The 509-nt window shown below is 72.9% G+C and carries 1 protein-coding gene; it reads right to left on the reverse strand.

Translation table 11 applies throughout. From position 1 onward, the window contains the following. A partial coding sequence (locus C1I99_RS31880) for an endonuclease/exonuclease/phosphatase family protein (RefSeq protein ID WP_199562474.1) occupies nucleotides 1–441 on the reverse strand: 441 nt, incomplete at its 3' end. Nucleotides 442–509: the final 68 nt, after the last annotated feature.

Here is a 509-nt window from a genome sequence, read left to right on the forward strand (position 1 = left end):
GTCGAGGACGGCGGCGAGGACGACGCGGGGTTCGTCGTGGAGCAGGGTGAGTCCGCCGCCGGGTCCGGGAACGTAGACGGGTGAGCGCACTGGGGCGGGTTTGAGGCGGGTGACCTGCCAGGTGCGGACGGGGTGGCGGCTGACCAGGCCGACGCCGTAGCAGGGTTCGCCGTGTCCGTCGTCGTCGTGGGTGAGGGGGCGGAACTGTTCGCCGGGGGTGCCGACGACGGCGGCGGCGAAGTGGTGTTCGGGGGCGCCGAGGGCGCGGGCGGCGACGGCGGTGAGGTCGAGTTTGCCGCTGCGGCTCTGGTCGCGGTCGACCTCCTGCAGGGCGAGGACGTCGGCGTCGAGCGCGGTGACGGCGGCGGTGAGCCGGTCGGGGTCGACGAGCCCGTCGGTGAGGGACCGGCCGTGCAGCAGGTTGAAGGTGGCCAGGCGCACGTTTGCACCCTACGTTGCGGTGGGAGGGTTGCCGGGTGTTGAAGGTGTTGCTGTGCTCGGTGCTGGTG

Origin of the sequence: Micromonospora deserti (assembly GCF_003236335.1) — a bacterium.
GTDB lineage: Bacteria > Actinomycetota > Actinomycetes > Mycobacteriales > Micromonosporaceae > Micromonospora > Micromonospora deserti.